The sequence below is a fragment of the Sphingomonas sp. FW306-05-A genome (genome assembly GCF_058782275.1).
In genome coordinates, this window is sequence record NZ_JBYSXN010000001.1 from 1,896,984 (window position 1) to 1,921,564 (window position 24,581).

19 protein-coding genes are annotated in these 24,581 nt (G+C 64.3%); 18 read left to right on the plus strand and 1 reads right to left on the minus strand.

Going from position 1 to position 24,581, the window contains the following annotated elements:
- Nucleotides 1-175: 175 nt before the first annotated feature.
- From AC3WJR_RS08440 to AC3WJR_RS08520, 17 genes are all read left to right on the plus strand, one after another.
- The gene (locus AC3WJR_RS08440) at nucleotides 176-2,419 is read left to right on the plus strand and encodes a glycosyl hydrolase 115 family protein (RefSeq protein WP_492723921.1); all 2,244 of its coding nucleotides are present in this window, start codon (nucleotides 176-178) and stop codon (nucleotides 2,417-2,419) included.
- 54 nt (nucleotides 2,420-2,473) lie between these two features.
- On the plus strand, nucleotides 2,474-3,685 hold the full coding sequence (gene manD, locus AC3WJR_RS08445; protein ID WP_492723923.1) for a D-mannonate dehydratase ManD: 1,212 nt from the start codon (nucleotides 2,474-2,476) through the stop codon (nucleotides 3,683-3,685).
- Nucleotides 3,686-4,435: 750 nt separating this feature from the next.
- Nucleotides 4,436-6,319: a methyl-accepting chemotaxis protein gene (locus AC3WJR_RS08450; protein WP_492724233.1), complete on the plus strand. Its 1,884-nt coding sequence runs from the start codon at nucleotides 4,436-4,438 to the stop codon at nucleotides 6,317-6,319.
- Between the two features lie 251 nt (nucleotides 6,320-6,570).
- Nucleotides 6,571-6,882, plus strand: coding sequence for an STAS domain-containing protein (locus tag AC3WJR_RS08455; RefSeq protein WP_354282675.1), 312 nt, complete (start codon nucleotides 6,571-6,573; stop codon nucleotides 6,880-6,882).
- Entirely contained in the window at nucleotides 6,879-7,247 is a 369-nt protein-coding gene (locus AC3WJR_RS08460; protein WP_354282677.1) for a response regulator, read from the plus strand. The genes AC3WJR_RS08455 and AC3WJR_RS08460 overlap by 4 nt, the downstream gene beginning before the upstream one ends.
- Nucleotides 7,244-9,274, plus strand: a complete 2,031-nt coding sequence (locus AC3WJR_RS08465; RefSeq protein WP_492723927.1) for a chemotaxis protein CheA — start codon at nucleotides 7,244-7,246, stop codon at nucleotides 9,272-9,274. The genes AC3WJR_RS08460 and AC3WJR_RS08465 overlap by 4 nt, the downstream gene beginning before the upstream one ends.
- A 2-nt stretch (nucleotides 9,275-9,276) precedes the next feature.
- On the plus strand, nucleotides 9,277-9,792 hold the full coding sequence (locus tag AC3WJR_RS08470) for a chemotaxis protein CheW (protein WP_492724235.1): 516 nt from the start codon (nucleotides 9,277-9,279) through the stop codon (nucleotides 9,790-9,792).
- A 71-nt stretch (nucleotides 9,793-9,863) separates the two neighbouring features.
- Entirely contained in the window at nucleotides 9,864-10,343 is a 480-nt protein-coding gene (locus tag AC3WJR_RS08475) for a chemotaxis protein CheW (protein ID WP_492723929.1), read from the plus strand.
- A 118-nt stretch (nucleotides 10,344-10,461) separates the two neighbouring features.
- Nucleotides 10,462-11,283 (plus strand): CheR family methyltransferase, encoded by an 822-nt coding sequence (locus AC3WJR_RS08480; protein WP_492723931.1) that lies wholly within the window; start codon nucleotides 10,462-10,464, stop codon nucleotides 11,281-11,283.
- Between the two features lie 3 nt (nucleotides 11,284-11,286).
- Nucleotides 11,287-12,372, plus strand: coding sequence for a protein-glutamate methylesterase/protein-glutamine glutaminase (locus AC3WJR_RS08485; RefSeq protein WP_354282686.1), 1,086 nt, complete (start codon nucleotides 11,287-11,289; stop codon nucleotides 12,370-12,372).
- A gap of 13 nt (nucleotides 12,373-12,385) precedes the next feature.
- Nucleotides 12,386-14,119, plus strand: a complete 1,734-nt coding sequence (locus tag AC3WJR_RS08490; RefSeq protein WP_492723934.1) for a hypothetical protein — start codon at nucleotides 12,386-12,388, stop codon at nucleotides 14,117-14,119.
- A 355-nt stretch (nucleotides 14,120-14,474) separates the two neighbouring features.
- Nucleotides 14,475-16,607 carry a TonB-dependent receptor gene (locus AC3WJR_RS08495; protein ID WP_492723936.1) on the plus strand — a complete coding sequence of 711 codons (2,133 nt, stop codon included), beginning with the start codon at nucleotides 14,475-14,477 and terminating at the stop codon, nucleotides 16,605-16,607.
- Complete coding sequence (locus AC3WJR_RS08500; protein ID WP_492723938.1) at nucleotides 16,607-17,668, plus strand: PepSY-associated TM helix domain-containing protein; 1,062 nt, start codon at nucleotides 16,607-16,609, stop codon at nucleotides 17,666-17,668. The genes AC3WJR_RS08495 and AC3WJR_RS08500 overlap by 1 nt, the downstream gene beginning before the upstream one ends.
- A gap of 272 nt (nucleotides 17,669-17,940) precedes the next feature.
- The gene (locus tag AC3WJR_RS08505) at nucleotides 17,941-18,498 is read left to right on the plus strand and encodes a hypothetical protein (RefSeq protein WP_354282694.1); all 558 of its coding nucleotides are present in this window, start codon (nucleotides 17,941-17,943) and stop codon (nucleotides 18,496-18,498) included.
- A gap of 74 nt (nucleotides 18,499-18,572) precedes the next feature.
- On the plus strand, nucleotides 18,573-19,322 hold the full coding sequence (locus AC3WJR_RS08510) for a fimbrial biogenesis chaperone (RefSeq protein WP_492723942.1): 750 nt from the start codon (nucleotides 18,573-18,575) through the stop codon (nucleotides 19,320-19,322).
- A gap of 3 nt (nucleotides 19,323-19,325) precedes the next feature.
- Nucleotides 19,326-21,824, plus strand: a complete 2,499-nt coding sequence (locus AC3WJR_RS08515) for a fimbria/pilus outer membrane usher protein (RefSeq protein ID WP_492723944.1) — start codon at nucleotides 19,326-19,328, stop codon at nucleotides 21,822-21,824.
- 10 nt (nucleotides 21,825-21,834) lie between these two features.
- Nucleotides 21,835-22,707: a hypothetical protein gene (locus AC3WJR_RS08520; protein ID WP_492723946.1), complete on the plus strand. Its 873-nt coding sequence runs from the start codon at nucleotides 21,835-21,837 to the stop codon at nucleotides 22,705-22,707.
- A 12-nt stretch (nucleotides 22,708-22,719) separates the two neighbouring features.
- On the opposite strand, the gene AC3WJR_RS08525 is transcribed toward AC3WJR_RS08520, so the two are convergent.
- Complete coding sequence (locus AC3WJR_RS08525; protein ID WP_492723949.1) at nucleotides 22,720-23,307, minus strand: helix-turn-helix transcriptional regulator; 588 nt, start codon at nucleotides 23,305-23,307, stop codon at nucleotides 22,720-22,722.
- A 391-nt stretch (nucleotides 23,308-23,698) separates the two neighbouring features.
- On the opposite strand from AC3WJR_RS08525, the gene AC3WJR_RS08530 reads away from it, so the two are divergent.
- Nucleotides 23,699-24,346 carry a response regulator transcription factor gene (locus tag AC3WJR_RS08530; RefSeq protein WP_492723951.1) on the plus strand — a complete coding sequence of 216 codons (648 nt, stop codon included), beginning with the start codon at nucleotides 23,699-23,701 and terminating at the stop codon, nucleotides 24,344-24,346.
- The last annotated feature ends 235 nt before the right edge of the window (nucleotides 24,347-24,581 follow it).

Genomic DNA, 24,581 nt, shown 5'->3' on the forward strand with positions numbered 1-24,581 from the left:
AATCTTTCTCGAGCCCAAAGCCGATCCGGCTGTAGCACATGCAGCAAACGCCTTTGCCGAGGATGTTGGTCGGGTCTCGGGAAAATCTCCCGATCGGGTTCGGCAGATCGCCACTGTTTCCGGCAATTTGGTGGTCGCCGGAGTGCTCGGGCACAGCCCAACGATTGATCACCTCGTGCGCACGGGAAAGATCGCCGCGTCAGACCTGGCCGGTCAGTGGGAAGCCTATCGCCAGATCGTCGTCGATCATCCTTTCCCGAACGTTGCGCGTGCGCTCGTGATCGTCGGATCAGACCGGCGCGGCGCGGTCTTCGGGCTGTACGACCTGTCCGAGAAGATCGGGGTGTCCCCCTGGTCCTGGTGGGCCGACGTTCCGGTGCAGAAACGTGCCGCGCTCTATGTGACAGCCGGATCGCATCGGGACCAACCCAAGGTGCGCTACCGCGGCTTCTTCATCAATGATGAGGCACCGAGCTTCAGCACATGGGCGCAGACGCATTTCGGCGGCGCGAACGCCAAGGCCTATACGCATGTGCTCGATTTGCTGCTGCGGTTGAAGGGCAATTACCTGTGGCCGGCAATGTGGGCACCGCGCGCGTTCAACGATGACGATCCCCAGAACAAGGTCCTCGCGGACTCGTTGGGGGTAGTGATGGGAACCTCGCACCACGAACCAATGACTCGTGCGCAGGACGAATGGCATCGCAATACCGGTGCGGGCGTGACGGGCGGCAAGTGGGATTATGCGACCAATGCCAAAAACCTGCGGACGTTCTGGCGCGGCGGCATCCAGCGGATGATGGCGAAAGGTGACGGCACCCCTTACGAGAGCCTGGTCACGGTAGGCATGCGCGGCGACGGTGACGAAGCGATGTCGGGCGGCACCGCGATCAGCCTGCTCGAAACGGTGGTTTCGGCACAACGCGACATCATCAAGGATGTTACCGGAAAGCCGGCAGACCAGACGCCCCAGGTCTGGGCGCTCTACAAGGAGGTACAGGACTATTACGACCAGGGGATGAAGGTCCCCGATGATGTCACGCTGCTGTTTTCCGACGACAATTGGGGCCAGATCCGCCGCCTGCCCGCGGCGCCGGACACGCGGCGTGGTGGCTATGGCGTCTATTATCACTTCGACTACGTCGGCGGGCCGCGCAATTACAAATGGCTCAGCACCAACCAGATCGAGAAGACCTGGCAACAGATGGATCTCGCTTACCAGAAAGGTGCGCGCAATCTGTGGATCGTCAACGTCGGCGACATCAAGCCGATGGAATATCCGCTCAGCTTCTTTATGAAGCAGGCGTGGAACCCGGAGGCGATGACGCCTGCCGCCCTCGCGCGTTTCCCCGCGGACTGGGCTGAGCACACGTTCGGCGCGGGTCAGGCTCAGAAGATCGCAACGCTCGTCTCCCGCTACAGCGAGATCGCCGCCCGGCGGAAACCCGAACTCGTAGATCCTGCCAGCTTCGCGCTCGGCGAGGCCACGCCCAACGCTCTGGATGGCGGCGACTTCGGCGCGCGCGTCGCGGAATGGGATACACTCGACGCCGAAATGCGCACGGTCAAACGCACGCTGCTGCCGGCGCAGCAGGACGCCTATTTCCAACTCGTCGAACATCCGATCCTCGCGCTCGGCAACCTGTATCGACTGTATTACGCGGTCGCGTGGAACCGGAAGCTCGCAGCGGCGAGTGACCCCCGCGCCAATGTCTTCGCAGACCAGGCCGAGGCGGCGTTCAAGCGCGACCAGGTGATCACGGAGACCTATCATGCGCTGAACGGCCGCAAGTGGGACGGTATGATGGCGCAGACGCATATCGGTTACACCGGCTGGCAACAGCCCGACCGGCAGGTGATGCCGTCGGTGATCCGGGTAGCCGGTGCCGCCAGACCGGTGCGGTTCCGTCCGTTGCGTCCCCGCAGCGCGCCCGGTTTCAGCATCGATGCGGCACGACATACCCGCGCGATCGGCGGCGGCGGACTGACGTGGCAAACGATCCCGTATCTCGGCACCACAACCGGCGCAGTCGTCGCTCTGCCGCAGGGGCGCAAGGCGACGGGCCGGGCCGACGGGATTCGCCTCGAATATGCCATGACGACGGCGTCGGCGGGTGACCTCGACGTGCAGTTGACGCTCGCACCTACCCTCGACGTGAGCGGAGCGGGGACGCTCCGCATTGGCGTTTCGATTGACGACGGCCCGATGCAGACGATCAGCGATCGGCTTACCCCTGCCCCCAACGCCGCGACAACTCAGGCGCAACGCGACTGGAACAATGCGGTCGAGAACAACAGCCGCACTGTCCATGCCGTCTTCCCCGCGGTCACCGCCGGGCGGCACAACATCGAGGTGTGGCGGATCGACGATAACGTCGTGCTGCAGAAAGTGACAGCAAAGCCCGCGTCAGGCGCTTAGTCCTGCACGCACCAGTACCACAGCTTAGAGCAATATACCCGAGGATCCTACAGAATGCCCAAGATCGTCAACGCGCGCGTGATCGTGACCTGCCCGGGACGCAATTTCGTCACGCTCAAGATCGAATGCGACGACGGCACCACCGGGGTTGGCGATGCGACGCTAAACGGGCGCGAACTGAGCGTTGCCAGCTATCTGACCGAGCATGTCATTCCATGCTTGATTGGCCGCGACGCGCACCGGATCGAGGATCTCTGGCAGTATCTTTACAAGGGTGCCTATTGGCGGCGCGGACCGGTGACCATGTCGGCAATCGCTGCAGTCGACACCGCGCTGTGGGACATCAAGGGCAAGCTCGCCGGGTTGCCGGTCTATCAGCTATTGGGTGGCGCGAGCAGGGACGCCGTGATGGTTTACGGCCATGCCAATGGCAGCACGATCGAGGACACGATCGAGACCGCCAAGACCTATCAGGCCGAAGGCTATAAGGCGATCCGGCTCCAGTGCGGCGTCCCGGGCATGGCATCGACCTACGGCGTGTCAAAGGACCGGAATTTCTATGAGCCCGCCGACTCCGACCTGCCGACCGAAAACCTGTGGTCGACCGAAAAGTATCTTCGCGTAGTGCCCGAACTGTTCAAGGCTGCCCGCGCGGCACTTGGCTGGGACGTGCATTTGCTGCACGACATTCACCACCGCCTGACGCCGATCGAGGCGGGACGGCTCGGCAAGGATCTCGAACCCTATCGTCCCTTCTGGCTCGAGGATGCCACCCCTGCGGAAAACCAGGATGCGTTCCGCCTGATCCGACAGCATACGACGACACCCCTCGCCGTCGGTGAGATCTTCAACTCGATCTGGGACGCCAAGCATCTGATCGAGAACCAGTTGATCGACTACATCCGCGCAACCGTCGTCCATGCCGGCGGGATCACGCACCTGCGCCGGATTGCGGCGCTCGCGGACCTCTATCAAATCCGCACCGGCTGCCATGGCGCGACCGATCTCTCGCCGGTGTGCATGGCTGCCGCGCTGCATTTCGATCTTTCGGTGCCGAATTTCGGCGTGCAGGAATATATGCGTCACACGCCCGAGACCGACGCGGTCTTCCCGCACGAATACAGCTTCGATCGGGGGATGATGCACCCGGGGAATGCCCCGGGCCTCGGCGTCGACATCGATGAGGAACTGGCCAAGGGCTACGAATACCAGCGCGCGTTCCTGCCGGTGAACCGGCTGGAAGACGGGACGATGTACAACTGGTAACTCGCTATCATTGGTCTCAAGATTGAGCTCAAACCCCTACGCGATCCCAAGCCGTCGGGGCTTGGAGGGTCGCCAATTCTCGAGCACCCTTGCTCGCGATCGCGTCGGGAAAATGCCGACGCGCTAGATCAGTTATAGGCCCGCGCAAGTTCGCGGCCACCAGGGATCGGTATGGCTGCCCGGGTGGCCGATGGGGTTGCCGAGCGCGACCGCCTGCGGTGGATAGGCCGAACAGCAAGGCGGCCGTGAAACGCGCTGTAGGATAGCGAGCCGTTGCGCGTGATCCAGCAATTTATTGCCGCCGTCGACCATCCCGCGTCAGACGCTCCTATACCTATCAAACGTCAACCAGTCCGATCTCCGTCGCCCGGATTATACTTGATCGTCTGATCGACACTCGAACGTCTCACACAGAATTCAATGACACGCCGAATGTGGACTGAACAAAAGTCGAAAGGAATGGCACCAGTGCTGACGAATATCTTCGGCGTATCGTCGACCGTCGTATGTTCTGAACTCGCGCGTCTGGAGAGGGCGTTTGCTGAGGGTAATGTCTCGGAGCGTACGAACCTGGCGCTTGCCAGGGGACAGACGCAGAACGTCCTCTTCGCTATCAATCAATTGCTCGACCGCGCGTTGCAACCGGTCGCGCAGCTGGGCGACCGGATCGAGCAGTGGAGCGCGCAACACGACCGCGGCGACATCGACACCATCTTGCCGGTCGAGGCGTTCAACGGCGATTTTGCCATCATGGCGCAGCGGCTGAACCGGTTGGTCGACAGTCACATCACCGTGAAGAAAAAGGCGATGGCCTGCATCAAGGCGTTCGGCGAGGGCAATTTCGACGCGCCGCTCGAGCCCTTCCCGGGCAAGAAGGCCTTCATCAACGAGACGATCGAGACACTGCGCGCAAATCTGCAGGGCCTGATCGCCGAGATGAATCACATGTCCGAAGAGCATGACAAGGGGGACATCGACGTCTGGGTCGCGGCGGACAGGTTCCGCGGCGACTTCGGCGTGATGGCGCGCGGCGTGAACACCATGGTCGCCAACCACATTGCCGTGAAGAAAAAGGCAATGGCGTGCATCAAGGAACTGGGCGAGGGCAATTTCGACGCACCGCTCGAACAATTCCCGGGCAAGAAGGCGTTCATCAACGATACGATCGAGAGTCTTCGGCGCAACCTGCGCGACATTATCGGCGAGGTTCAGCGCCTCATTACCGCAGCGACTGCGGGGCACCTTAGCCAGCGCGGCGACGACAAGCGCTTCGTCGGGGATTTCGCGGCGATGATCGCCGGGGTCAACAACATGCTGGACGCAACGCTGCTGCCGATCGAGGAAGGCAACAGGGTCCTCAATCTGGTCAGCGTGGGCGACCTGCGACAGACGGTCGACATTGCGTGCGAAGGCGACCACCGGCGCATGAAGGATTCGATCAACGCACTGATCGACAATTTGCGCCTCAGCGCCAGCCTGGCGGACAAGATCGCCGATGGCGACCTCGGCGTCGCGCACCAGCCCTTGTCCGACCGGGATACGCTCGGTCAGGCGATCGTGCGGATGGTCGACAATCTGCGCGTTAGCGCCGATCTGGCCGACAGGATCGCCGACGGGGATCTGTCGGTATCGCATCAGCCTTTGTCCGATCGTGATATCCTGGGACAGGCGTTGGTCCGGATGGTGGAACAGTTGCGCAGCGTCGTCGGCAACGCCAACGGTGCCGCGGACAATGTCTCGGCCGGCAGCCAGGAATTGTCGGCAAGCTCCGAGCAGGTCTCGCAGGGCGCAACCGAACAGGCGGCAGCAGCCGAAGAGGCATCCTCGGCGATGGAAGAGATTGCCGCCAACATCAAGCAAAGCGCGGATAACGCCGCTCAGACCGAGAAGATCGCACGCCAGTCCGCCAAGGACGCGGAACTGAGCGGCATTGCGGTGCAGCGCGCGGTCAACGCGATGCGGACGATCGCGGAGAAAATCGGGATCGTGCAGGAAATCGCACGGCAGACCGATCTGCTCGCGCTCAACGCAGCGGTCGAGGCCGCGCGCGCAGGCGAACATGGGCGCGGCTTCGCGGTCGTCGCCTCGGAAGTGCGCAAACTGGCCGAACGCAGCCAGGTCGCCGCCGCCGAGATCGGTTCGGTCTCCTCGCAGACGGTGACCGCCGCGACCGAGGCGGGCGAGATGCTGACCAAGCTCGTGCCCGATATCAGCCGCACCGCCGAACTCGTCGCCGAGATCAGCGCCGCATGCCGCGAGCAGGACATCGGTGCCGCGCAGATCAACGAGGCGATCCAGCAGCTCGACCTGATCAGCCAGCAGAATGCGGGCGCCTCCGAACAGATCACGTCGACGTCGGAAGAACTGGCGTCGCAAGCCGAAGAGTTGCAGGCGAGCATCGCGTATTTCAGGACAGGCAACGGCCAGGACACGGTCCATCGGCGGCACACGCCCGCCGTTGCACGCAAGCCGGCGACGCGCAGCGCCAGCGTGGCGCGACCCGGTGCCAAGACAAAGCGCGTCAAACCCAATTCGATCGCCGACCAGAAGGCCCGGGTCAGCGGCTTCGCGCTCGACCTGATCAAGGGCGGGACGGACGCCGAGGACGACAATTTCGGTACGCAGGCGGCCTGACAGGCGACACCGGCGAGACAGGCCACCGCGTGGTGGCCTGTCTCGCCTTTGGCGTTCGGCACCAGCACCGATCGTTTCGGACGACCGCGGGTCGCGCCGACCAACGCCGTCGCCTGACCCGCATCCGCGTTCCGGTTTTCAAAAATAAACGCCAGTCCGAGATCGGACGTGTCCTCCTTCTCTATAAGGTAAACCAAGACTTCCAAGGTTCGGAAGAGACAAGCCGCCGCATGGCCAAGAAGAGGGAAAGCATGACGCAGATGGTCCTAGTACCGGCAATCGTCACGACGGCGACGGTGTCCCCGTTCGCCGCAGAACTCGCCGCGCATCTCGAGCAAAACGACACCGTCGAACTCGATGTGACTGAGGTTGCGGACGCCGACGTCAGTTTCCTGCAGCTCGTCTGCGCCGCCCGCCATCAGGCCGAGCGGGACGGAAAGGGCCTGCGCCTCGCCCGTCCGGCAAGCGACGCAGTGGCCGCGCTGCTCGAGCGCGCCGGCTTCCTCACCGATATCGCCCCAGCAGATCAAATGTTCTGGTTTCATGGAGACCTGCCGCAATGACCGCATCCATTCTCATCGTCGATGATTCCAACAGCGTGCGGATGGCCATCCGCATGGCACTGACCGGGGCCGGCTATGCCGTCACCGAAGCTGCCGACGGCGCACAGGGCCTGAGCAAGGCCAGTGGCAGCAAGTTCGATATGATCATCACCGATCTCAACATGCCCAACATGGACGGGCTCTCGATGATCCGCGCGTTGCGCAAGAGCCCGGCACAATGCGGCACGCCGATCCTGTTCCTGACGACCGAGTCCGAGGACGCGATGAAGCAGCAGGCCAAGGCGGCGGGCGCGACCGGCTGGCTGGTAAAGCCGTTCGTCCCCGATCAGCTGATCAAGGTTGTCCGCAAGGTCCTCGGGCGGTGAGCCACAACGATCCCGTCGCCGCGTTCCGCGTCGAGGCGGGCGAGTTGCTCGAGCAAGTCGAGCAAGGCTTGCTCGACCTCGGGCATCGGCTGGACGATCACGAGTTGATCGACGCGGTGTTCCGCGGCCTGCACACGCTCAAGGGCTCGGGCGCGATGTTCGGGTTCGATGCGCTGGCCAGTTTCACGCATCACTGCGAGACCGCGTTCGATCGCGTGCGCAAGGGCCTCACGCCGGCGACGCCGCAACTGATCGCGGTGATCCTGTCGGCGCAGGATCATATGCGCGCATTGATCGAAGGCGACGGCGCCGCCTGCGACGCAGAAGGCCAGGCGATCCTCACGAAACTGCAAGCGGCGCTCGATGGGGCCCCGGCCCCGACCGAGGCACCTGCACCCGCGATCCAGCAATGGCGCCTGTCGCTTCGGCTGCCGCCGGAGGCGATGCAGAACGGCATCAACCCGCTCGCGCTACTCGACGAGCTGCGCACGCTGGGCGAGTGCCGGATCGTCGCCCGGACCGATCAGATCCCGTTGCTGGCCGACTTGGTACCGACCGAGTGCACCATCGGCTGGGATGTCGAACTGCGCGGCGCGATGTCGCGAAGCGATATCGAGGACGTCTTCATCTTCGTGCTCGACGACATGGATCTGCAGATCGAGCAGCTCGACGGTGAGTCCGGTGACGACGCGCAGGACCCGCCTGCCCCGGCCCCGCTTTCTCTTGCGCCCGCTCCCGCGCCCACGCCCACGCCCACGCCCGCAACCGCGCCGGTCGATACGACCGCGGGGCAGGACCGCGAGCCGGCGGCGGCCCCGACCGGTCGTGGCGCACCCAAGAATGGCGAAAGCGTCCGGGTGCCGGCCGAGCGGCTGGACCTGTTGATGGACCGTGTCGGCGAACTCGTCATCGTGCAGAGCCGCCTGTCGCAACTGGCGCACAGCAGCGGCGGCAGCGCGGCGGACGTCGCGCTGCACTCGATCTCGGAGGAAATCGAGCGGCTGGCGAGCGAATTGCGCGATACGGTGATGGTCCTGCGGATGGTCCCGGTCGCCACGCTGTTCGGGCGCTTCCGCCGCCTCGTCCATGACATCGCGCTCGATACCGGCAAGACGATCGAGCTGTCGACCGATGGTGAAACCACCGAAGTCGACAAGACCGTCATCGAGCGGCTGGCCGATCCGCTGATCCACCTGATCCGCAACGCCTGCGATCACGGGGTTGAACATCCCGAGCAGCGCGTCGCCGCCGGAAAGCCCGCCGCCGGGCAGGTGCGCCTGTCGGCGCATCAGGAAGGGGGCGAGGTTGTCATCACCATTCGCGACGACGGCCACGGGATCGACCGGGAGCGCGTTCGGGCGAAGGCGGAGTCGCACGGGTTGATCCAGCCCGGGCAGGTCGTGACCGACCAGGAACTGCTCCAGATGATCTTCCATCCGGGTTTCTCGACCGCGCAGCAGATCACCAGCCTGTCCGGTCGCGGTGTCGGCATGGACGTCGTCAAACGCACGATCGAGAGCCTGCGCGGCACGATCGAGGTGGCGAGCGTGCTTGGCCAGGGGTCGACTGTCTCGCTCCGCATCCCGCTCACTCTTGCGATCATCGACGGCTTGCTGATCCGTGTCGGCGACGGGCGATATGTGATCCCGCTCGGCGTGGTCGAGGAATGTATCGAGCTCAGTTTAGAGGAAGACCTGCGGTCGCGCGGTCGCAGCTTCATCACGCTGCGCGACCGGCTCGTGCCGTTCGTCCGGCTGCGCGAGATGTTCGCCACGGGCACGAAGCCGAGCTTGCACCAGAAGATCGTCATCATCGCGACCGGCACCGAGCGGGTCGGGCTGGTGGTCGATCAGATCATCGGCAGCCACCAGACGGTGATCAAGCCGATGTCGCCGGTGCATTGCAACGTCCCGACCTTCGCCGGCGCGACGATCCTCGGCGACGGCGGGGTCGCACTGATCCTCGACGTCGTCCAGCTCGTCGCGCTTGGCCAGCATGAGGAGGAGCGGCTTCGCGCCGTCGGATGACCATGGAAGAAACATCGCAAACCCAATGGGACGAGGATGGCCGGCTCGAAGTGCTGACGTTTGATCTGCAAACCGAGAAGTTCGCGGTCGAGGCAGTGCTCGTTCGCGAGATCCTCGACCTGCTGCCCGAAACGGTCGTTCCCGGTGCGGACCGACTGGTCGCCAGCGTCGCCAACTTCCGGGGCAAGATCATCCCGATCGCCGACCTTCGGCTCGCATTCGGCCTGCCCTCGGCAGAATCGACGATGGACAGCCGCATCGTGGTTGTCGAACTCGACGTCGACGGCATCCAGACCCAAATCGGCATCCGCACCGACAAGGTCCACGAAGTGGCGACGCTGCACCGCGACGCAAGCGAAACCCCGCCCACGGTCGGCCTGCGCTGGCGTCGCGATTATATTCGCGAGCTGGTGCGCACACCGCAGGGCGTCATCGTCCTCGCCAATATCGCAAAGATCTTTGACCCGCTGCTGGGCGGTCGGGGCGCACCCGCCGTCCTCGCCCCCGCACTCCTCTAGGCTGGAAGGGCCGCTATGAACGCTCTTGTCGAACGACGCTTGGCCGACACGCCTTCTGCAAGGCTCCCGGCATGACCGGCGCAGGCGAACTCCAGGCCGTGACCTTCGGCCTGGGCGCGGAAACCTTCGCGGTGCCGGTCGCGCTGGTGCGCGAGATCCTCGACTGGAGCGAGACGTTCCGCATTCCGAACGGCCCCGACTATCTGATGGGGCTGACCGATCTGCGGGGCGAAGGCATAACGACGATCGACCTGCGGCTGCGCCTCGGCCTGCCGCATGTCGCACCGACCCCGAGCACGCGCATCCTGGTGGTCGATGTTCCGGTCGACGGGCGCATTCTCGTGCTTGGGCTCGTCGTCGATCGCGTGCTGGAGGTCAGCACGTTCGATTGCCGTCACATCGGCGATGCGCCCGACATCGGGATCCGCTGGCCCTCGCGTTACATCGCCGGCGTGGTCAAGCGCGCCGAGGGTTTCGTCGTGCTGGTCGATGTCGCCCAGATCTTCTCCAGCGCCGACACCGCCGCACTGGTCGCCGCTGCCGCCGCGTGACGCGATCCGGTCGCCGAACCTAAACCCCGATGGTCCCGTCTTGCGAGGGGCCATCCGCTCCCTGGAGATGGCTCCCTTGTCCCTTGCCCCCCCGCCCCTGAAGCCGTCCGCCAGCAGCATGGACCAGATCAGCTTGCGCGACTTCGCGAGCCTGGCCGACTACATCTTCGATTATGCCGGCATCCGGATGCCGGTCAGCAAGAAGACGATGCTGGAAGGCCGCCTGCGCCGTCGTCAGCGCGCACTGGGGTTCGATACGCTCGACGCCTATTGCCGCCACGTCCTGACGGGCAACACGCTCGACGAGGAAGGGCGTCACCTGATCAACGCGGTGACGACCAACAAGACCGACTTCTTCCGCGAACCCGTCCATTTCGATTTCCTGCGCGACATCGCCCTCCCCACGTTCGAGGCGGACTATCTGCGCACGATCCGCGCGTGGAGTGTCGCCTGCTCGACCGGGCCCGAACCCTATACCATGGCGATGCTGCTCGACGGGTTCACCAGCGCGCGACGCGGCTTCACCTACAGTATCCTTGCGACCGACCTCGACACCGAAGTGCTCGAGACGGCTCGGCTCGGCATCTATCCGTCCGATCTGGCGGATCCGATCCCGGCGGCGTTGCGCCGGAAGTATCTGATGGAATCGCGCGACCCGGCGCGACGCGAAGTCCGCGTGGTGCCCGAACTGCGCCGTGCGATTGCCTTCGCGCGCCTCAACCTGATGGACGAGAAATATCCGGTGGGTGAGCCGATGCACCTGATCTTCTGCCGCAACGTCCTCATCTACTTCGACAAGCAGACCCAGCACGATGTCGTGTCGAAGCTCGTCCGGAACCTGGCGCCCAGCGGCTATCTGTTCCTCGGGCATTCGGAATCGATCGCGGGTCTCGACGTTCCGCTCGTCCCGGTCGCCAACACTGTTTTCAAGCGGAGCTGATCGATGGCTGGTCAAGGAAAGATCCGTGTCCTCATCATCGACGATTCGGCGGTCGCACGCCATGCGATGAAGACGATCCTTGAGGAGGATCCCAACATCGTCGTCATCGGGACCGCCCCCGACGCCTTCAGTGCCGCCAAGCGCATCCAGGAGGAAGTGCCCGACGTCATCACGCTCGACGTGGAAATGCCGCGGATGGACGGCATCACCTTCCTGCGCAAGCTGATGGCGCAATGTCCGCTGCCGGTGGTGATGTGCTCGTCGCTGACCGAACAGGGTTCGGACACGATGGTGCAGGCCCTTGAAGCGGGGGCCGTCGACGTGATCCTGAAACCGCGCGTCGGGCTGGCCGAGCATCTGAGCGATCACAACCTCCAGATCCGCGATGTCATCAAGGCTGCGGCGAGAGTGCGGGTCAACATGCGTTCGGCGAGAGCCGGGCGGGCCAGCCCGCCCGAGCAGAAGCTAACGGCCGACGCAGTCCTCCCGCCGCCCAGCGGCCGGGGCATGACCCGCGCAACCGAACGGGTCGTGTGCCTCGGCGCGTCGACCGGCGGGACCGAGGCGCTGCGCACGGTGCTGGAGGCGCTCCCCGCCACCGCGCCCGGGGTCGTGGTGGTCCAGCACATGCCCGAAAACTTTACGCGTGCCTTTGCCAATCGCCTGAATTCGCTGTGCGAAGTCACCGTAAAGGAGGCGGAGAACGGTGATCCCGTGCTTCCGGGCCATGTCCTCATCGCGCCAGGCGGCAAGCATATGCTGATCGAGCGACGCGGTACGCGCTACTTCGTGACGGTCCGCGACGGACCGCTGGTTTCGCGTCACCGTCCGTCGGTCGACGTGCTGTTCCGGTCGGCGGCGACGGCGGCAGGGTCCAACGCTCTCGGGGTCATCATGACCGGGATGGGCGATGACGGTGCGCGCGGTCTTCTTGAGATGAAGCAGGCAGGCGCCCGCACCTTTGCGCAGGATGAAGCGACGTCGATCGTCTTCGGCATGCCCAAGGAAGCCATCGCGCTGGGCGCGGCGGAACGGGTGCTGCCGCTCGGTCATATCGCCCGCGACGTCCTGTACGCCGCGACACAATAAGGGGGTTGGGACGATGGAATGGGTCGAACAGGGGGCGTTGGTGCCCGATGTCGTAGCGGCGTTCGGGCCAGCCTTGCACGCGCTGGGAGCCGAACTCGACCTGGTCGCAAGCGGTCTCGACAAGCGCTTCGTCGATGCCGGGCACTCGCTCGCGCACGCCTATGACATCGTCGAAAAGCTGATCGCCAGTCTTGACCACGTGACCAACGCGCTCGACCGGGAAGCCGCCGATCGTGCGATCGCAACGATGCGGGGCAATGCCGATCGCCTCGCGCGGCTGCCGGTGGTGCAGGCCGACCGGCAGCGCTCGCTGGATATCATCCAGCAGGCAACCAGCACGGTGCAGGAGGAAGTGCTCCGCGTCGACCGGACGCTCGATTTTTTGCAGATCTGTGGCCGCAACATCAAGGTCGCCGCCGCGGGGGCACAGGGCTATTCCGATTTCGCCGATGCGATGATTGCGAAGCTCGACGTCAGCGAGCGGGAAATGCACCAGATCAGCAAGGAGGTTGCGCAATTGGCGGAAACCGTCCCGTGCGTGGTCGAGGTCAATCGAGTCCTTGCGTCGGAATGCGCGCATCTGTGCCCGCATGTCCCCGACAAGCTCGCCGCGGACGCTATCGGGTTGCAAAACAACCAAGTCGATACGGCGGATCGCGCCGACCGGATCGCCACCGTCGCGCGCGACATCCGCGCGAAACTGTCGGCGTCGCATGGCGCAATGCAGATCGGCGACATCACGCGGCAGCGGCTCGAGCATGCCGCGCAGACCTGTCGTATCCTCGACGCAGCGCTTGCCGATCCCAATATTGCGCCTGATCCGGTCGCGGCAGCCGCCCTTCAGGGTCAGGCAATGTCGCTTTTGGCAGCGCAGGTCGCCGACGCGACGCAGGACTTCCAGCACCAGTCGCGGCTGCTGGCCACGAGCTTCCAGAGCATCGGTACGCAGCTTGCCGCGATGCTGTCGCTCAGTGGCGAGGGTGCTGCCGAACGCGGGAGTGACGCAGCGTTTCTCGAAGTCCTCGAACAGAGTGTCGCCGAGGTGGACTCCGTGACGGCGCGCTTGCGCGACGCCGATATCCGTTCGACCCGGCTGGGTGCCGAGGCATCCGTGACGGTCGAGCGCCTGGGGCAGCGGTTGACCACGATTTACCGCGTCACGAATGACGTCCAGATCATGGCATGGAATACCGACCTGCGCTCGTTCCGAATGGGGCGCGCGGGGGATGGACTGGCTAGGATTGCCGCGGAGATCCGCGGCCTAGTCAAGACGCTGGAATCCGTCTCGGGATCGGTCGCCACTGCCTTCGGGAGGTTGAACGCCGCCGCAGACGCGATCAGTTCAGAGCCAGACGGCGAAACATCTCAGGGCAGCACGCTCGAAGCGGCGTTGGACGTCATCCGCGCCGGTGCGCAGTTGACGCGGGAGGGTATGTCAGAACTGGATCAGAACGCCGTAATGATCCGTGACCTCGTCACGGAGATGATCGGGGCGGTCGAATGCGAAGCGGTCTTTTCCGACCCGCTGCTCGATATTATTGGCCGTTTCGAAGGATGGGCAACTCGCTACGCACAGACGGACGCAGTATTGACCGAGCAGGCGTCCCGGGTTTTTGACGAGATCAGCCGCACCTACACGATGTCCAGCGAGCGACAGGTCCATGGCAGAATTGTTCTATGTCCGAGCGGGCAGGACGGCCCAACCGAGGGTACGACCGATGTCGTAGACTGCGATGGTCTGTTCTGATCGCTGCCGCCTTCCCCTAAGATATTGAGACCTGTCACGCGCGTTCAGAGTGCAGCTTTCGCTCGTTTCTCGCGCTTTGGGGGCCAGCGTGACACCATTGCTGACGACCGAATGCGGCACCGCGCAATCGTGGTTCAGCCGAAAACCAAACGTCCCGTGCAGTTCGAGCTCGTCAAGCCTGCCCGCAACACGATGCTCGCTTGGGTAGAGCAGTGTCCGTACTCAACGTGGAGATACGCGTCGCTTACGCCTATCGTGCGAGAGCGGCGACCCCACCACCTCCCAGCAATCTGCTAATGCGAAACGATTGCAATTAGGTTGATCTGCTTCTACCGCCTCCGCAAAGGGGAATAGAATGAAGATCGCATTGGGCATGATCGTCGCCGGCGTCATGTCGACGAGCATCGCGAGCGCGCAGGAGATACAGGCGGCCAGTGGTGCGGACGACACCCGACCGGAAGATATCGTGGTAACGGCTGCACGCACGAACCTGCCGGCCAGCGCGCTGCCCCTGACCGTAGACGTGATCGACCGCGAGACGCTGTCGCGTCAGGTCGCGGTGTCCGGCTCGGTCGTCGATGCGATCTCGGCGCTGCTGCCGGCCTTCTCGCCCACACGCGAGAAGATTACCGGCTTTGGCGAAACGCTGCGCGGTCGCTCGCCGCTCTATGCGATCAACGGCATTCCGCAGAGCACGCCGATCCGGGACGGCGCACGCGACGGCTATACCATCGATCCTTTTTTCATCGACCGCGTCGAAGTGATCTACGGCTCCAACGCCCTGCAGGGCATTGGTGCGACCGGCGGCGTCGTCAATCAGGTCACCGCGAGCGCGCCGAAGCAAAACGGCTGGAGCGGACGCACGCTGCTTCAGGGTAACAGCGGCGACGATTTCGCAGGGTCGTCGCTCGGCGGGAAGGTCGCCGGCCTCGTCAATATGCGCAGCGGCCGGTTCGATGCGACCGGCGGCATTGCGTTCGAGCGGCGCGGCGTCTTCGTCGATGGCCGCGGGCGGCGCATCGGCCTCGACGGGAACCAGAGCGAAATTCAGGATACGGACAGCCTGGCCTTCTTTGGCCGGGTCGGCGTCGATCTGTCCGACACCGCCCGGTTCGAGGTGATCGCCAACCGCTTCAAGCTGGAGGGCAACAATCACTATGTCGCGGTCGATGGCGACCGTACGCTGGGCATTCCCGCCACCAGCCGGCGCGGCGAAACGCCGGGCCAACCCTCCACTGGCCTGGCCGAGATGGTGTCGGCATCGCTGACGGACGGCAATGTGCTCGGCGGGGCGTTCACGCTTCAGGGCTTTTACAACCGGACCAGCGACACGTTCGCTGGCGGTGTCCTCGCGACCTTCCAGGATGCGAGGATCGCTCCGGTTGGCACGGTGTTCGACCAGTCGCGCAACGTCTCGCGCAAGCTCGGCGGCAAGATCAGCTATGAACGCACGGTGCCGGGGCTCAAGGCACTGACGCTGACTGCCGGGTTCGATGCGTTGATCGACCGTACCAAGCAGGATCTGGTGCAGACCGGCCGCACATGGGTGCCGCAAACCGATTTTCGCAGTCTCGCGCCGTTCGGCCAGGCCAATCTCAAACTGTTCGATGGTGTCGTCAGGGTCGCAGGCGGGGTTCGCTACGAGACCGTGCAGCTCGATATCCCCGACTATACGACGCTTGCGAGTGCGAGCGCGCGGGCCGTCATCGGCGGCAAGCCGTCCTTCGACCGCGCATTGTGGAACGGCGGTGTCGTGCTGGAGCCGGTCAAGGGTATCCGCGCCTATGGCAGCTATGCCGAGGGTTACACGATCGCCGACATTGGGCGTGTCCTGCGCGGTATCACCCAGCCGAACATCCGGATCACCGACTTTCTCGATCTGACCCCGGTGATCTCGAACAACCGCGAAATCGGCGTCGAAGTGAAACAAGGGCCACTGGACGCCAGCGTGACCTATTATTGGTCGTCGAGCGATCTGGGTCAGGTGCTCGTCCGCAGCAGCGACGGGTTCTTTAACGTTGCACGCCAGCCGATCGACATCGAGGGTCTGGAATTGAACCTCGCCGTTCGCACTCCACTGCCCGGTCTCAAGGTTGGCACTGGTTTCAGTCATCTGGGCGGGCGCACCGACACCAATGCCGATGGCATTTTTGATGCCGATCTGGACGGCGCCAACATCTCGCCGGATCGTCTGAACCTCAACCTGGATTATACCCGCGGCCGCCTGAGTGCACGGGTACAGGGACGCTATTACCTGTCCCGCCGCTTCCAGGGACAGCCGATCGTCAACGACTTCGTCGGCTATCGGCTGTTCGATGCGTATGTCGCCTATGAACTCCCGGTCGGTCGCGCGATGTTGAGCGTGCAGAACCTCGGCAATACCGATTACGTCACTTACTATAGCGATACGCAGGGTCCGACCGACAATGCGCGCTTCTATACAGGGCGGGGTCGCAACGTCACGTTGAGCTGGCAGGCCGGCTTTTGATGCGCATCCTGTCCCTGTTGCATCGCTGGATCGGCGCGATCGGCGGCCTGCTGCTGGCGGTGCTGGGTCTCACGGGTACGCTGCTCGTCTGGCGGAACCAGCTGACCTTCGTGGCGCACGCCGGCGATACAGTCCGGCCCGATCCGGTATCGCTGGCCCGGGCGGTCGGCGCAGTCTCGCAAGCGTCGCCCCCGATCGACCGCATCACCTTCGCAGGCGACGGTCTGGGCGTGCATCAGGTCCTCTTTGCGGACGGCAGCGGTACCTATGTGAGTCAGGCCGGCGAGACAGTCGAACGCTGGTCCTCGGCATGGCAGCGACCGGAATTGTGGGTGTTCGATCTCCATCATCACCTTCTGATCGGCGATGCCGGCGAGACGATGACAGGGGTTGCCGGGCTGACGGGCCTGTTCTTCCTCATTACCGGGACGATCCTGTGGTGGCGGATGCGCAGCCGCTTTCGCCTGCGGTTATGGCCCGCGTCGATGAAGCCCGGCGCCATCGTCCATCACCACCGGGATATGGGCGCGCTGACGGCGCCGTTGCTGCTCGTGTCACTGGTGACGGGCGTTCTGATGGTTTTTCCCGCGCTAGGCGGGCCCTTTCTTTCCGAAACACGACCGCACCCATTCAAAGTCAACGATGCCCAAGTCACGCCATCCACGCATGACCTGAAGCCGTTTTTCACCGCGGCGGCCGCGATGTTTCCTGGTGCCCAACTTCGCCGCCTGCAGATGCCGCGCAAGCCCGGCACGCCCGTCGTGCTGCGTCTCCGCCAAACGTTCGAATGGACACCGAACGGACGGACGTTCGTTTACGCCGATCCGGCTACGCTGACGATCGTGGCCCATGACGATCCAGCGACCCGAGGAACGGCGGCATCGATCCGCGAGAAACTTTACCCCGTGCACGCTGCCAAGACCGGCGGCATTGCATGGAAACTCGCCATGACCGTGTCGGGCATCGTACTGACGCTGCTTGGTAGCCTGGCGGTGTATGGCTTCTGGCGGACGAAGTGGAACATTAGTCAGAGCAAGCGGCGGAAGCGAAAACTCCTGTAAAACTTGGCGTTCGACAGAACGAGTAAGGCTCGAATGACCGGCTGGCTACGGGGCTGGGCCGCGACGCCCGTAGCGTACCTGCGCCAGACCATCAGAAGTCATGGCCCAAGTTCGGCCATGGCGGAGTCACTTACTCAATTTGATATAGGCAACCCTGTAGGCGCGACCCCGATTTCGCCGCCCTAACGTACGAATGTCGCCGTGGTTCCACCGTCGCGACATCCTTGCCCGCAATGTGCGTGGGCAGCGTTCGTCACCAAGGGAGAGTCGTCATGAAGAAAGCCATCATCCTCGCATCCGCTGCGGCTGCAGCATGTCTCGCCAGTGCGCCAGCCTTTGCCGAAAGCCTGACCGTTCAGGGCGTCGTCGCGCCCTATTGCAACGTCGCACTGAGCAACGTGTCCAGCGGCACCGCCTCGATCGCCATGGCGAACCAGCAAACCGTCGCCAACTTGCGGTTGTCCTGCAATTCCGCATCCGGCACCAAGCTGATCGTCGGATCGACCAACGGGGATCTCACGCAGGTAGTCGGCGGCGTCACGCAGCGGATCAACTATGATCTCATCCTCGATTCCCCCAGCGACAGCGCTTTCGCGATCGCCGCGCATGACACCTTTCCGGGGACTGGACAGGAAAACGTCAACCAGTTCACCCGTTCGCGCACCGGCTATACCCAGGGGATCGCCAACGGGATTCCGCTGGTCCTGTCGCTCAACATGAACGTCGCGGCGGACACCAACAACACGCCGACGTCGCAGAACTTCTCGGCGAACGCTGCGCCCGCGGGCACCTACACCGAGACGTTCACCTTCACGGCAACTTCGGTCTGATCGGCTGATCAACCTGGCGGGAGCGGGGGGGTCCCGCTCCTGCCTTTGTCTCGTCGTGTACAGGGGGAACGATCGTGACCACAGCTTTCGTACGCGGAATCGCATCGCTGCTGGGCGTGGCAATGCCGGTCGCCAGCGTCGCACAAGGATATCAGGTCCAGCCGATGCTCGCGACGATCGCACCGGCGGGTGCCAAGGCGCATCTGACGATGGCGATCAAGAATTCCGGGTCGGTGCCGATCACGCTCGAACTGACCGCGTTCCGGGCCACGGCAGACCGCGCGGGAACGCCGACTCGCGTGGACGAGGACAAGGACATGCTGGTGTATCCGGCGCAAACCTCGATCGCGCCGGGCAAGGAACAGACCGTGCAGGTCCGCTACATCGGGGATGCGGCGTTGACCGAAGCGCGGATGTACGGTGTCCGGGTGTCGCAATTGCCGGTCGCCGCGCCGGGGGCCATGCTGGCGAAGGGTGCGTCCGGTGCCGCCTCCGACGTCAAGGTCAGCTTCAACTTCCTCAGCCACATCATCGTTTCGCCCGACGCCGCCAAGCCGGTGATTACCGTCGTGGATACCGGACGCGCAACCAACGGCGACCTGTTGCTCAAGATCGACAACGAAGGCACCGGCATCGCGATCCTCAACGCCACCGACGTCAAGCTGACCGATACCGCCGGCAAGACCGTGACGGTCGCGTCGGACGATCTTCAGGTCGGCGGCTTTTCCGCGTTCATGCCGCGACAGTCGCGCGATGCCCGCGTTCTTGCCAAGAATCTGACCGGTCTCGTCGGTACGATCAAACCGACCATCACCGTCCAGTGAGCCATGACATGCGCGGGGGGGTGTCGACACCCGGTCCAGCTTGCGGCGGCGCCGGCCATTTGCGCCGTCCTCATCGCCGCCTTCCCCGCCAGTGCCCTCACGCGCGATACGACATCAGCGGAACCCCAGGCGAACGGCGCGCCCAATGCGGCCTCGGCACTCGGCCGGATCGGACCGGTCCGCATTCCGCTGGAAGTGTCACTCAAGGTCAACGACAAGTTCCTCGGCACGATCAGTATCGCGGTCGATCCCAAAGGCGACGGCGAGATCGACGCGGCGCGGCTGCTGGCGTTGCTCAAGCCGGTCGTCGGCGCTGAACTGACTGCTGCGCTTACGGCGAGGATCGCGGGACGTACGAAGGTTGATTTCGCCGATCTGCGCGTCGACGGCTTCGCGATCGCGTTCGACAGTCTGGCACTCGAAGTCGTCGGGACGCTCGCCGCGGATGCGACCCTGCAGACGACCTTGCGTCTGGGCGCGCAACAGGCGGTGCCCGTGCCCACCGACTTCGATCGCCCCGCCGGTTTTGCCGCGGGGGTCAACGTCGGCATGGGGCAACGGTATGTCTACGGACGGGGCGGCGGGCTGCAACCGGTGCGCGCGGACATCGACGGGATCGTCAACGCCGGCGGGTTCGACGGCGTGACGTTCACCGGTGGCGCGACGTTCGACGGCGATCGCTGGCGCCGCCGCGAGTTTCGCGCGACGCACGACCTGTTCGACCATGCCGTCCGTGCGACCGTCGGCGAGTTCACCCCGAGTTCGACGTCGTTCCAGGGTTCGGGACGGATCCTCGGTATCGGCGTGGAACGCGCCTACTCCACGATCCGCCCGTTCCAGAACACCCGCCCGATCGGCCGGCAGCAATTCACGCTCGATCGCGAATCGAGCGTCGACGTGCTGGTCAACCAGGTCCGCGTACAGACCATCCGGCTTGCGCCCGGACGCTATGACATCGGCGACTTTCCGTTCGCCAACGGGCCGAACCAGGTCCAGCTCGTGGTCGAGGATATCGGTGGAAAGCGCGAGATCCTCAACTTCGACGTGTTCAACACGAACACCCTGATCAACCCCGGCCTGACCGAATATGGCTTTGCCCTCGGCGTGCGGGACCGCGGTCAGCTTCGCTACGGCCTTTCGCCCGCGCTGACGGCCTATGCGTTCCACGGCGTATCCGACACGCTGACGCTCGGGGCCAATGCGCAGGCGACCAGGCTGTGCGTTCAGGTCGGCGGGGTCGCGGTGCTCGGCACGCGGATCGGGTTCGTGCAGGTGGAAACATCCGCAAGCAAGGCGCGGCAAGGGGGCGGAACGGGTTTTGCCGCATCGCTCGATTACCGCGGGGAATTCTCGCTCCGCAGCAAGAGCGACCTGCGGATCGCCGGATCGGCGGTGTACCGCAGCGCCGCCTTCCGCGATGCGTTCGCACGCGACGTGCAGAATTTCCAGGCGCTGGAGGCGGGCCTGCAAGTGCAATGGATCGCACCGTTCGCGATCAGCACCGGGGTGGGCCTGGGCTATAGCATGGCGCGCTACGGCGGTGCCGACAGCTACCGCGTCGATCTGTCGCTGGGGCGCAGCTTCGGACGGCTGGGCGTCAACGTGACGGGGGGGCGCGTGGTGTTCCGCGACGGACGCCGCACCGACAACCGGGTCGCGCTCGGCGTCTCGCTGCGGCTGGGCCGACGCGATTATGCCACCGTCCGCTACGACAGTGGCACCGGTCGAAAGGAAGTCGAGCTCAGCCGCACCCCCGAGGGACGGCTCGACGAGCTCAGCGGCGCCATCCGCTATACGCAGGACCGGGACGCGACCGCGGTGTCGGGCCGGCTCGCCTACGTCAACAATCGCTTCGATCTCGTCCTCAACCACAACCGGCTCGAACGGAACGGTCCGGGCGGCGGCACCGTCAACGCGTCCGACTGGAACATCCGCAGCTTCGTCGGCTTTGCGGACGGCAGTTTCGGGGTCGGGCGGGCGGCGAGCGAAGGCTTCATCATCGCGCCGGTCCACCGGACGTTGCGCGGATCGCGCGCGGCGATCTTCTCGGGCGACCGGGTGGTCGCACGGTCGGGGCTGTTCGGGCCGGCCGTGATCCCGATCGGGCGGGCGTACGGTGTCGGGCGCTACGACCTGCGCGTCGATCCGCTCCCGATCGGTTATGACCTCGGTCAGGCGACGATCAACGTCTTTCCGGGATATGGCTCGGGGTATCGCTTCCCGATCGGCAGCGACGAATCGCTGATCGCGGTCGGCTTCCTGATCGGGCCAGACGGACCGGTCGCGCTTGCCGCGGGCACGATCGAGCCGGTCGACCCGGCGCGGCGCAAGACCTGGAAGGAGCGCAGCTTCTTCACCAATCGCGGTGGCCGTTTCGTCGCCGACCGGCTCGCGCCGGGCCGCTATCAGCTGCTGCTGGGTGGAAATGCGGTCGCCGCGTTCGAAATTCGCAAGGGTACACAGGGGATGGTCGATGTCGGCAAACTTAGCATCGTACGCTAAACGCATCGCCGTGGCGCTCGCGCTTGCGGTGCCGAATGCAGGGTTCGCGGCGACGTGCGACGCGACGCTGATCCCGACCGCGTCGATGGCCCGGCTCGACTACGATCCCTTTGCGTTCACCCGTCCGGTCGAGCGGATCACGTTCGAGGTGGAAAACCGTGCAAACGCCGGCTGCGAGGTCGAATTCGTCCTGCTGGATCAAACCCGCACCGCCGTGTCGAGCACAACGATCGGCAGTTCCGGAGTGCAGGTCGGCTTCATTGCCAGCACAGGCGATGCCGCGCTGGTCCCGACCGCCGTGCCCGGTACGTGGCGCGCAAGCCTGCAGCCCGGCACGCGGACTCGCCTCGCGATCCAGGCGATCGTCACGCAGGATGCGGTCGCATCCGCCGGCGAGCACGCCACGCCGCTGTCGCTGGAACTGCGCGACGTCGGCGCGCTGGCCACCATGGTCGCGCCGATGCCGGTCTCCGTCGTGCTGGCCGTGGTCCCGCGCGCGCAAATGAATATCGTCGGGGCGATCGCGACGTTCGGGCAGGGGCAAAGCGTCGCGCAGGTCGATTTCGGCGTACTCGCCAGCAATGCCACCCGCCGCGTCTTCCTGCAGATCCGCGCCGATACGACCGCGCGACTCACGATCGATTCGGCCAACGCCGGGCGATTGCTGCCGGAAGGCGATCTGCGCGAAATGGACAGCATCGCCTATTCCGCAGCGCTGAGCGGCGTTCCGGTCGACTTGACGCAGCATTGGGAAGACATCGTCGATCCGCCACGGACGTTGGCCGGCACGTCGCTCCCGCTCGACATCACGCTGGGCGCGCTCGGACCGCATCTCGCTGGCACGTACAGCGACACGCTGACGATCGTCCTCAGCGCGCTCTGATGGACATCGGCTTCAGGGATAGGAGATGTAGGGAAGAAGCTTCGAGAACATCGCCTCGCGCGAGTTGACGTCGACCTTGTTGTAGATGTGGCGGATATGGGTCCGCACGGTGCCGACCGACATGTGCAGACGATCCCCCACCTCGTCCGCGGTTTCGCCCAGGAACAGCGACTCCAGCACCTTGCGCTCGGTCGCGGTCAAGCGGAACGCGGTTTCCAGCGCATCGCCGTACAACAGATAGCGACGCGTCGTTCGCCGCAGGGTCAGGCCGGTAAGATGCTGCGCGGATGTGCCGCGCACGCGCTGCCCGGTGAGCAGCAGATGTTCGCCAAAACTGACATGCAGACAGAATGGCGCGATCCCGTCCCCCGACCCCCGGACGAATTGCAGGAACGGATCACACAGTTCGCGCTTGGATATCCGCAACTTGGCGTTCGTGATCCGGATCGCACTGGTATGCCGCAGGATCTCGTCCGCCGCGGCATTGATCCAATTCACCAGAAGGTCGTCATCGACGATCATCCGTGCGCAACTGTCTCGCTCCAGCCAGTTCAGGATCGGTTGTGTCGATGACGGACCCAGCGCATCGCAAGCGAGCATGGTTGCATTCCCCCCTGGCTGGCCCCCTGCCTGAAATGACGCGGAGTGCGACTAATGGTCGTCTATCTCCGGGACATTAGGACCGTTACGGCTTGGTTCGGGCATAATCCGCTTCGGACTAGGATGAAATGCGCGCTAATGACTACGCACTTTTGCGTAAGCCATCGAGTCTGATGGAACCGGCCGACGATTTGAATACAGCCGTTGGGCGACAACCGGTTATCCGTTTGAGATGGGGAGGAAAGATTGCGATGACACAGCCGCTCTGCGTCGTTGGCGGGACCGTTCTCGCTGTTGGTATCCGGCCTGGAACGCGCCGCTCGAGAGTGCTGTATCGGCGCACCCGTTTCGCAACAGAGGTTCGCTCAGCCGCGCTTGCGGTCGTGCGGGGATGATCAAGCCCGCCGTCAGCGATGAGTTCGTCGTCTGTGTCCTGCGGCGACAGCGTACCGTCGCAAACGCGGTAAAGGCGCTGATGACACTGGCGGAAACCAGTACCACGAGTACCAACCGACGACGCGGCACGCGGGCGGCAACCGACGGCGGGGCGATAGCCTCCCGGGGGGGCAGCCCGGGACGCCGGGCAACTGACCCGGATTTTCCCGGGCGGCAGTCGGAATGCTTGATTCTCGAGCCGACGCTGGCGGTCATCCTGTTGACCGCGGAAGAGATCTGGTCGGCGTCAAAGCATGCCGCCGGCCCCGACCTGTTCGAATCCTCTGCTGAATTTGCCGCCCGCGACGCGCTGATCACAGCGATCCGTTCGGCGATGGTGCAAGCGCCAGGACGTAGCGAAGCAGCGACGTCCGCCGCCGAAACCTATTTGCTGACGGTGCGCGAACGCGAGGTCCTCGAACAGATGATCGCCGGTGAAACCAGCAAGGAAATCGCGCGCATCCTGCAAATCAGCCCGCGCACCGTGCAGGTTCATCGCAGCCGCGTGTTATCGAAACTCTCTGCCCGAAACGCCACCGAGGCGGTGCGGATCGCACTTGCCGCAGGCGAAAACGCCCAGCATGTCCGGCTGCCCACCGGATAGCCAGCCGCCCACCACAAGACGGAGCGCCTGCGCTATGCCGGATCGCCGTCGGCAGCCACATCGCGAGATGATCGAAATCCGTGCTTTCACAAAGACGATCAGCAGCAAAGCGCGAGGTTGTTATTCATCGTCCGGTCGTGGGAACAGCGTTTACCGCTGTAAAACTCTTTTCCTCCGGCCGTATGGCACTGACGTGGCATAAAACTAGTCATCCAAGCTCCCTTCCCCGCTCCCC

What these genes read in the sequence shown, in the direction of transcription:
- AC3WJR_RS08475 (WP_492723929.1), top strand. Translation starts at nt 9,864, where the DNA reads ATGACCGGCGCAGGCGAACTCCAGGCCGTGACCTTCGGCCTGGGCGCG.
- AC3WJR_RS08470 (WP_492724235.1), top strand. Translation starts at nt 9,277, where the DNA reads ATGGAAGAAACATCGCAAACCCAATGGGACGAGGATGGCCGGCTCGAA.
- AC3WJR_RS08500 (WP_492723938.1), top strand. Translation starts at nt 16,607, where the DNA reads ATGCGCATCCTGTCCCTGTTGCATCGCTGGATCGGCGCGATCGGCGGC.
- AC3WJR_RS08455 (WP_354282675.1), top strand. Translation starts at nt 6,571, where the DNA reads ATGACGCAGATGGTCCTAGTACCGGCAATCGTCACGACGGCGACGGTG.
- AC3WJR_RS08480 (WP_492723931.1), top strand. Translation starts at nt 10,462, where the DNA reads ATGGACCAGATCAGCTTGCGCGACTTCGCGAGCCTGGCCGACTACATC.
- AC3WJR_RS08450 (WP_492724233.1), top strand. Translation starts at nt 4,436, where the DNA reads ATGGCGCAGCGGCTGAACCGGTTGGTCGACAGTCACATCACCGTGAAG.
- AC3WJR_RS08495 (WP_492723936.1), top strand. Translation starts at nt 14,475, where the DNA reads ATGAAGATCGCATTGGGCATGATCGTCGCCGGCGTCATGTCGACGAGC.
- AC3WJR_RS08525 (WP_492723949.1), bottom strand. Translation starts at nt 23,307, where the DNA reads ATGCTCGCTTGCGATGCGCTGGGTCCGTCATCGACACAACCGATCCTG.
- manD (WP_492723923.1), top strand. Translation starts at nt 2,474, where the DNA reads ATGCCCAAGATCGTCAACGCGCGCGTGATCGTGACCTGCCCGGGACGC.
- AC3WJR_RS08515 (WP_492723944.1), top strand. Translation starts at nt 19,326, where the DNA reads ATGACATGCGCGGGGGGGTGTCGACACCCGGTCCAGCTTGCGGCGGCG.
- AC3WJR_RS08505 (WP_354282694.1), top strand. Translation starts at nt 17,941, where the DNA reads ATGAAGAAAGCCATCATCCTCGCATCCGCTGCGGCTGCAGCATGTCTC.
- AC3WJR_RS08490 (WP_492723934.1), top strand. Translation starts at nt 12,386, where the DNA reads ATGGAATGGGTCGAACAGGGGGCGTTGGTGCCCGATGTCGTAGCGGCG.
- AC3WJR_RS08530 (WP_492723951.1), top strand. Translation starts at nt 23,699, where the DNA reads ATGATCAAGCCCGCCGTCAGCGATGAGTTCGTCGTCTGTGTCCTGCGG.
- AC3WJR_RS08485 (WP_354282686.1), top strand. Translation starts at nt 11,287, where the DNA reads ATGGCTGGTCAAGGAAAGATCCGTGTCCTCATCATCGACGATTCGGCG.
- AC3WJR_RS08460 (WP_354282677.1), top strand. Translation starts at nt 6,879, where the DNA reads ATGACCGCATCCATTCTCATCGTCGATGATTCCAACAGCGTGCGGATG.